This window comes from Lysobacter enzymogenes (assembly GCF_017168095.1).
Classification (GTDB): domain Bacteria; phylum Pseudomonadota; class Gammaproteobacteria; order Xanthomonadales; family Xanthomonadaceae; genus Lysobacter; species Lysobacter enzymogenes_D.
Window position 1 is genome coordinate 1 of sequence record NZ_LXSD01000491.1, and the last position, 7,000, is coordinate 7,000.

General features: G+C 72.6%; 7 protein-coding genes. 4 read left to right on the top strand and 3 right to left on the bottom strand.

What is annotated here, in order from left to right; all coding sequences use genetic code 11:
• On the top strand, nucleotides 1-922 hold a 922-nt coding region (locus A7A76_RS20195; RefSeq protein ID WP_206412994.1), incomplete at its 5' end, for a 2-dehydro-3-deoxygalactonokinase.
• Nucleotides 923-991: 69 nt separating this feature from the next.
• Here the strand turns inward: A7A76_RS20195 and A7A76_RS20200 are convergent.
• Nucleotides 992-1,516, bottom strand: a complete 525-nt coding sequence (locus tag A7A76_RS20200) for a nuclear transport factor 2 family protein (RefSeq protein WP_241201075.1) — start codon at nucleotides 1,514-1,516, stop codon at nucleotides 992-994.
• A gap of 167 nt (nucleotides 1,517-1,683) precedes the next feature.
• Nucleotides 1,684-1,965, bottom strand: a complete 282-nt coding sequence (locus A7A76_RS20205) for a hypothetical protein (protein WP_206412995.1) — start codon at nucleotides 1,963-1,965, stop codon at nucleotides 1,684-1,686.
• A 230-nt stretch (nucleotides 1,966-2,195) separates the two neighbouring features.
• On the opposite strand from A7A76_RS20205, the gene A7A76_RS20210 reads away from it, so the two are divergent.
• From A7A76_RS20210 to A7A76_RS20220, 3 genes are all read left to right on the top strand, one after another.
• Nucleotides 2,196-2,438, top strand: a complete 243-nt coding sequence (locus A7A76_RS20210) for a hypothetical protein (RefSeq protein WP_206412996.1) — start codon at nucleotides 2,196-2,198, stop codon at nucleotides 2,436-2,438.
• A gap of 294 nt (nucleotides 2,439-2,732) precedes the next feature.
• Complete coding sequence (locus A7A76_RS20215) at nucleotides 2,733-3,341, top strand: hypothetical protein (protein ID WP_206412997.1); 609 nt, start codon at nucleotides 2,733-2,735, stop codon at nucleotides 3,339-3,341.
• Nucleotides 3,342-3,490: 149 nt separating this feature from the next.
• Nucleotides 3,491-4,981 (top strand): PLP-dependent aminotransferase family protein, encoded by a 1,491-nt coding sequence (locus A7A76_RS20220; protein ID WP_206412998.1) that lies wholly within the window; start codon nucleotides 3,491-3,493, stop codon nucleotides 4,979-4,981.
• 22 nt (nucleotides 4,982-5,003) lie between these two features.
• On the opposite strand, the gene A7A76_RS20225 is transcribed toward A7A76_RS20220, so the two are convergent.
• Nucleotides 5,004-6,680 (bottom strand): sensor domain-containing diguanylate cyclase, encoded by a 1,677-nt coding sequence (locus A7A76_RS20225; protein WP_206412999.1) that lies wholly within the window; start codon nucleotides 6,678-6,680, stop codon nucleotides 5,004-5,006.
• Between the last annotated feature and the right edge of the window lie 320 nt (nucleotides 6,681-7,000).

Below are 7,000 nucleotides of genomic sequence, written 5' to 3' on the forward strand. Positions count from 1 at the left end.
CCGCCCGCCGGCAACGCGCGGGCCGCGCCTGCCGGACGTCGCCCTGATCGGCGTGGACTGGGGCGCGACCCATCTGCGCGTGCACGCCTTCGACGCGCGCGGCGGCGTGCTCGCCACCCGCCGCAGCGCGCGCGGCCTGTCCGCGTTGGCCTCGCCGGACGCGTTCGCCGGCGCGCTCGAAGAACTGCTGGGCGCGGATCTCGACGACGGCCGCGCGCCGATCCTGCTCGCCGGCATGGCCGGCGCGCGCCACGGCTGGCAGGAAACGCCGTGCGCGCCGCTGCCGGCCGATGCCGCCGCGCTCGCGGCGCGGCTGCAACCGCTGCGATTCCGTGGCCGACGCGCCGCGATCGTTCCCGGCGTTGCCGTCGCCACCGGTGTCGCCGACGTCATGCGCGGCGCGGAAACCCAGGCCCTGGGCGTTCCGCCGGGCACCGCGCGCGCGGTCGCGCCGGGTCCGCACAGCCGCTGGCTGCGGCTGAGCGATGGCGCCATGACCGGATGTTCCGGCTACGCGACCGGCGAGCGCTGCACGTCGCTGCTCGAACGAAGCCTGCCAGCGCACAGCCCGCCGACGCGCGCCTGGTCCGAACGCGGTTTCCTGCTCGGCCTGGACGCCGCTCGCACGCATCCGGACTGGCAGCACGAGCTGTCCGGCGCGCACGCACGGCAGATGCGCGACGCCGCGCCGGCCGCAGAGCTGCCGGCGTTCCTGTCGGGCTTGCTGATCGGCTACGAATGCCTGAGCGCGCTGGCGGCCGACGGCGCGAACTGCGAAACCGCCATCGTCGGCGACGCCCGCCTGGCGGCGATCTACGCGCTGGCGCTGCGCCGTTACGGCTGCCCGCATTACATCGTCGAAGGCGACACCGCCTTCTGCCACGGCCTGTGGCGGATCGCGCGCGCGGCCGGGTACGCATGAGCGCTGCCGCGAACGCGCGCCGGCGCGACTCGACGGACGAACCGCGAGCGCGGCGGCGGCGCGCGGGAATCAGCGCGCGCCGGGCTCGGCGCGATGCGCGTAGCTGAGCACGCGCGTCGCCCGCCAGGCGTCGCCGTCGCGATGCCAGAGCACGACGAACTCGCCGCGGCCCGCGCACGCGCCGCCGTCCGGCGCGCAGAAGCGATGCTCGCCGATCTCCATCGCGCCGAATCCGGGCAACGGATACACCCGCAAACTGCCTTGCACCAGTTCGCGGCGGATCTTGCCGCACACGTTGCGCCGGGTGTTTTCCAGCATGCGCTCGCGAGTCCAGGTGACGCCGCCGCGGTCGTGGTAGAACTCCACCTTCTCGTCGAACAGCGCCGCATGGCGGGCGAGCTGGGCCGGATCGGCGCAGCGGTTGAACGAGTCGAACAACTGCGTATCCAGCCCGGCGACCAAATCGGTCAGCGCCTGCCCCTCCGGCAGCGGCGGCGCGGCGGGCTGGCCGGCCGCGACCGCGGCCGACATCGCCGCGATCGCCACGGCGGTGCATCGCGCGGCGCGGGCCGCCTTGCTTGCGCGTGCGAACATCGGAACGCTCCGTTTTCGTATGCGCCGCAGACTAACCCGAGCGGCCGCGCGCGGCTGGGGCCATAGGTCACGGGTCCTCGGTCGCGGTCGCGCGCGCCGGGACGGCGCAACGCAAGTTCGCGGCCCCGCCGCTCGCCGCGATCGCGACGACGAACCTCGCGCGACGCTCAATCGTTCGCCGGCGCCGCGCCTTCGTCGTCCGCGGCCGCGTCGGCGGCCACCGCCACCAGGCGCAACCGCGCTTCGACGTCGTTCTGCGCGGCCGGCGCCTCGACGATGGCCCGGCGGATCTCCGCCAGCATCGGCAGCAGGTTGTAGAACGAATTGGCCACCGCCTTGCGGCCCATCGCGGTGTAGCGGTCGCCTTCGCACAACGCGAACCAGGTCGCGTTATGCAGGGCCTGGATCGCGCGGTCGGCCTGCGCGGCGGAAACGGTGTGCGTGCTCATGGCGGCCTCTCATCGGCGGAATGCATGCAGCGATGAGCCAATCTAGCCGAGCGCCGGTGCAGCGCCTGCGACGGCGTCCCGGATTACGCCGATGCGGATTCGCGGCGTTGTGCTGGCGATCAGTTTCGCTCGGTGCGACGCGGCGATGGAATCCTGGCTGCCGTTCCGGCCGACGCCCGTCGCGCCGCCCCGCCGACGCGCGCAACGCCTCGGCGCATCGGGAATGCCTCATGTCCGATCTCATCGATCAAGCGCAACATTTCGAAGCCATCAATCTGGCGCAGTCGCTGCTGGCGCAACGACGGCGGGCCGAAACCCAGCCGCGTCCGGCGGCGCGCGGCCACTGCCTCAATCGCGAATGCCTGGAGCCGTTCGAGGCGGCCGACCGGGCGCGCCTTTATTGCGGCCCGCCCTGTGCCGAAGCGCATCTGCGTCAGCAGGCGCTGGCCACCCAGCGCGTGGGTACCCGGTAAAGCTCGGCGGGAGGCCTCCGTCGCGCTCAAGGCACTGAATCAGCTGAATAAAAGCATCGATGCGCTGAGGCAAGGGAGCGATTCAGATTTCAGCCAAATCCGGCCGCAGTCACACTCAATCGCGGATGCGCGACCCAAGGGTCGGCAGGGCGAGGCGGCTGGAGTCGTAACCGGGCATCGCCGCGGTCGAATCTCGCCGCCGCCGGCAGTGGCCGTGCGCCGACGGCATGAATGGCCCTGTCGCCCTCGCCCCGCCGCGCGCACCGTGCAAGCCCGTTCCCGCGAATCGCCCGCATGCCTGCACCGACTTCCCCATCGCGCCGCCGCATCCTCTTCGACGCGCTCGCCGGCACCGCCGTGCTGAGCCTGGCCCCGCTCGCCCGCGCGACCGCCGCCACCGGCGCCGCCAAGACGCTGCCCGGCACCGATCTGGCGCTGCCGACCGGCAGCGTCCACGACTTCGACTTCTTCGTCGGCGCGTGGAACTTCCGCAACTACCGCCTCAAGCGGCGCTGGGTCGGCAGCCGCGACTGGGACGAGTTCCCCGCCTCGCTGCGCTGCGAGAGCCGCATGGGCGGCATCGTCAATCTCGACGAAGGCGTGTTCCCGACCAAGGGCTGGCAGGGCATGACCCTGCGCGTGTTCAATCTCGAGGAGCAGCGCTGGTACCTGTACTGGATCAACAGCAGCACCGGCCAGCTGTTCCCTCCGGTGGCCGGCGGCTTCGACGGCGACCGCGGCGAGTTCTACGGCGAAGACCACGACGAAGGCCGGCCGGTCAAGGTGCGTTTCCGCTGGACCCGCATCGATGCCGATCACGCGCGCTGGGAGCAGGCGTTCTCGCTGGACGGCAAGCAGTGGGAAACCAACTGGAAGATGGAGCACACCCGGGTCGGGGCCTGAGCGCGGCTGAGGGGATCTCGAACCCTCGTCCACGCGAACGCGGGGAGGCCGAGATCCTCTGCGTCCTGCGCGGGCTTGGCGACGCGCGCCCGCCGCCCGTATGACATCCCTCATCCCCGCCGCGCGCGCGGACCGGCTACGCTACCGGCATGGCCAAGCATGCCGGCTCCGTATTCAGCGTCGATGTCACCGGCCTGGACCGCGACGCCGGCCAGCCCGCCTACGCGCGCATCGGCGAGCGCATCCGCACCGCCATCCTCAGCGGCGCGCTGGCGCCGAATGCGCGCCTGCCGTCCGGCCGCACTCTCGCGCGCGATCTCGGCGTCGCCCGCAACACCGTCGACTGGGCCCTGGATCAACTCGCCGCCGACGGCTACATCGTGCGCCGCCGCGGCGCCGGCAGCTACGTCGCCGCGCAATTGCCCGAGCGCGATGCGCCGCCGCGACAGCCGCAACGCGAGCGCCTCGCCGCCGCCGACACCGCGCCGCGCCGCCTCTCGCGCCGCGCCGACGCCTTGCGCGCCTATCCGGGCCATTACCAGCCGGCCGCGTCGATTCCGTTCGCGCCGTCGCTGCCGCCGACCGACCTGTTCCCGCGCGAGATCTGGAACCGCCTGCTGCAACGCGAAGCCGCGCGGCCGGGCGACGGCTACTGGCACTACGGCGCCAGCAACGGCCTGCCGGCGCTGCGCCGCGCGATCGCCGCGCACGCCGCGGCGATGCGCGCGGTGCGCTGTTCGCCCGAGCAGGTGATCGTCGTCACCAGCACCCAGCAGGCCGTCGAGCTGGCGGCGAAGGTGCTGGCCGATCCGGGCGACCGGGCCTGGTGCGAATCGCCCGGCTATCCGCCGGTGCGGCACGGATTGCGCAGCGCCGGGCTGGAGGTGGTCGATGTCGCCGTCGACGACGACGGCCTCGACGTCGCCGCCGGCCTGCGCGCCGCGCCCGACGCGCGCCTGGCCTATGTCACGCCGGCGCATCAATACCCGCTCGGCGTCGAACTGTCGCTGCCGCGCCGCCGCGCCCTGCTCGACTGGGCGCACCAGCGCGACGCCTATGTGCTCGAAGACGACTACGACGGCGACTATCGTTACGAAGGCCGGCCGATCGCCTCGCTGCAAGGCATGGACGAGCGCGGCCGCACGGTCTACATCGGCAGCTTCAACAAGATCCTGTTTCCGGCGCTGCGCATCGCCTACGCGATCGTGCCCGAGCCGCTGGTGGATGCCTTCGTCGACGCCAAGCACATCGCCGACGGCCACACCGCGCTGCTCATGCAGGGCGCGCTGGCGGCGTTCATCGACGAAGGCCACCTCGGCTCGCACCTGCGCAAGACCCGCGCCGCCTACGACCGGCGCCGGCTGGCGTTTCTCGACGAAGCCCGCGCACTGCAGCGCTGGCTGCATTTCGGCCCGGCGCTGGCCGGCCTGCATGTGGCGGCGCGCTTCACCGACGCCGCCGCGGCGCTGGACGACCGCGCCGTGGCCGCGGCCTGTGCGGCGGCCGGCACGATCGTGCACCCGCTGTCGAAATACGCAAACCGCGGACGCGGCGGCCTGGTGTTCGGCTTCGCCGGCAGCGAGCGCGCGCAGGCGCGGCGCGGGCTGGAGGCGGTGGCGCGGGCGCTGCAACGCGGTTGAGCGGGCGCGCCGCGCGCGACGGTCAGATCGGCACTTCCTCGCCCGTGGCCTGCTGCACGGTGACCCGGTCGCGTCCGCCGGCCTTGCTCGCGTACAGCGCCGCGTCGGCGCGTTCGAGCAATTGTTCGTAGCTCTCGCCGGCGCGCAGTTCGGCCACGCCCATGCTCAGGCTCAGGTTGAGCGGTTGGCCGTTGACGCTGGGCGGATTGGCGCCGACCGCGCGGCGCAGGTGCTCGGCCACGACCAGCCCCTGCTCGAGGCGGGTGCCGGGCAGGCCGACCAGGATCTCGTCGCCGCCGTAGCGGCCGCACAGGTCGGTCGAACGCAGGCGCTGGCGGGTGCGCTCGGCGACCGAGCGCAGGGCTTCGTCGCCGGCGCTGTGGCCGTGCTGGTCGTTGATGCGCTTGAAGTGGTCGATGTCGAAGAACACCACGGTCAGCGGACGGCGGGTGCGGTGGGCGTCGTGGATGGCGTCGCGCAGCGTCTGCTCGATCGCCTGCCGGTTCATCACGCTGGTCAGGCGGTCGTAGGTGGCGCGGTGCTTGGCGGTGTCGTGGTCGTGGCGCAGCTTCTGCAGCTTGGCCGCCAGGCCCAGCAGCAGGCCCAGGCCGCCGAACACCAGGCCGACCGGGTAGGCGTATTCGAGCCAGGCGAACATCGGCCACCAGCGCTGGAAGCCGCCGACCAGCACCACCAGCACCGCCAGCAGCGGCGCCCACGCGGCGAGCAGGAAATAGGCCTCGCGCTGGCGCTGGGCGATCGCCACCGCGCTGGCATAGGCGACCGTCAGGATCACCGCCAGCAGCACCAGGTTGCCGAAGCTGGCGCTGAAGCTCCAGGTGTGCACCAGCGACACCAGCAGCAGCGCGCCGAGCACCCAGCTGCATGCGTTGAGCATGCGCGTCACCGCGGGCTGGGTCGCGCGCAGGTCCAGGTAGAACACCAGGAAGCGCACGCTGGCGATCACCGCCGCGGTGTTGAGCACGACGTTGGTGCGGCGGTTGGGCAGCACGTCCTGGAACCACGGCAGCATGCGGATCTCGCCACCCTCCACCGCCAGGTTGACGGTCTGCACCAGCAAGGTCAGCGACAGGTAGGCATAGCCGCGCTCGCGCAGGCCGACCCAGAAACCGAAGGCGAGGATCGCGGTCGCGCCGAGCGCGGTCAGCACCACGCTGCGCAGGGCGACGTGGCTCATGTCCTGGCGGTGGACCTGGGCCAGCGGCTCGATGCGCAGGGTCGAAGGGGTGAACTCGGTCGCCCAGGTGCGCAGGTAGATCACCTCGCCCTTGCGCAGCCCGCCTTCCAGCGGATAGACCACGAACCGCGAGGAATGCTGGAACTCGCTGCCGCGGCCGTGCAGCGCGCGCCGCACCGGGTCGGCGTCGCGGTGGCGCCAGATGTCGAAGAACTTGCGGTAGGGCTGGTCGATCACCAGCTGCGGCAGTTCGTCCTCGCCGACATCGGCGGTGGCGACCAGGCGCAGCCATTGCGGCTTGCGGTCGGGATAGACGATGCGCTCGCCCTGCTGCGGCGCGAAGCGCGCGTCCAGCCGCCCCGACAGCACCTGCGCCAACGGCGGATCCACGCCGGGCCCGAGCCGCGCGACCGCGAACGGCTGCGCGCACGCCAGCGCCGCTGCGCTCAGACCCAACAGGGCCAGCAGGGTCTGCCACAGTAGGCGCCAGGACCGATCCATTTCCTCAACACAGTGACGTAAGCGACGCAGGATAGCCCAGCGTATACGGCTCCCCGCCGGGCCCCGCCGCCGGCGCCGCCGGGCCGAACGCGGAACTGCGACGCCGATTCCGAACGCGGGCATCGCCGCGCCCGTTCACCCACGCGGCCACGCCGCGCACGGCGTTTGTAAGCAAAGGTGAAGTTGAGAACCCGGCCCGGTTTCGGCGCCGGCCGCGCCGCGATGCTGACGCCCCTCGGCCGGGCCGCTGTCTGCGTCCCGAGCCGCGGGCGGCCGGCATGCGGCCGCGCGGCGCTTGCCCGCGCCGCGTCCGCATGCAG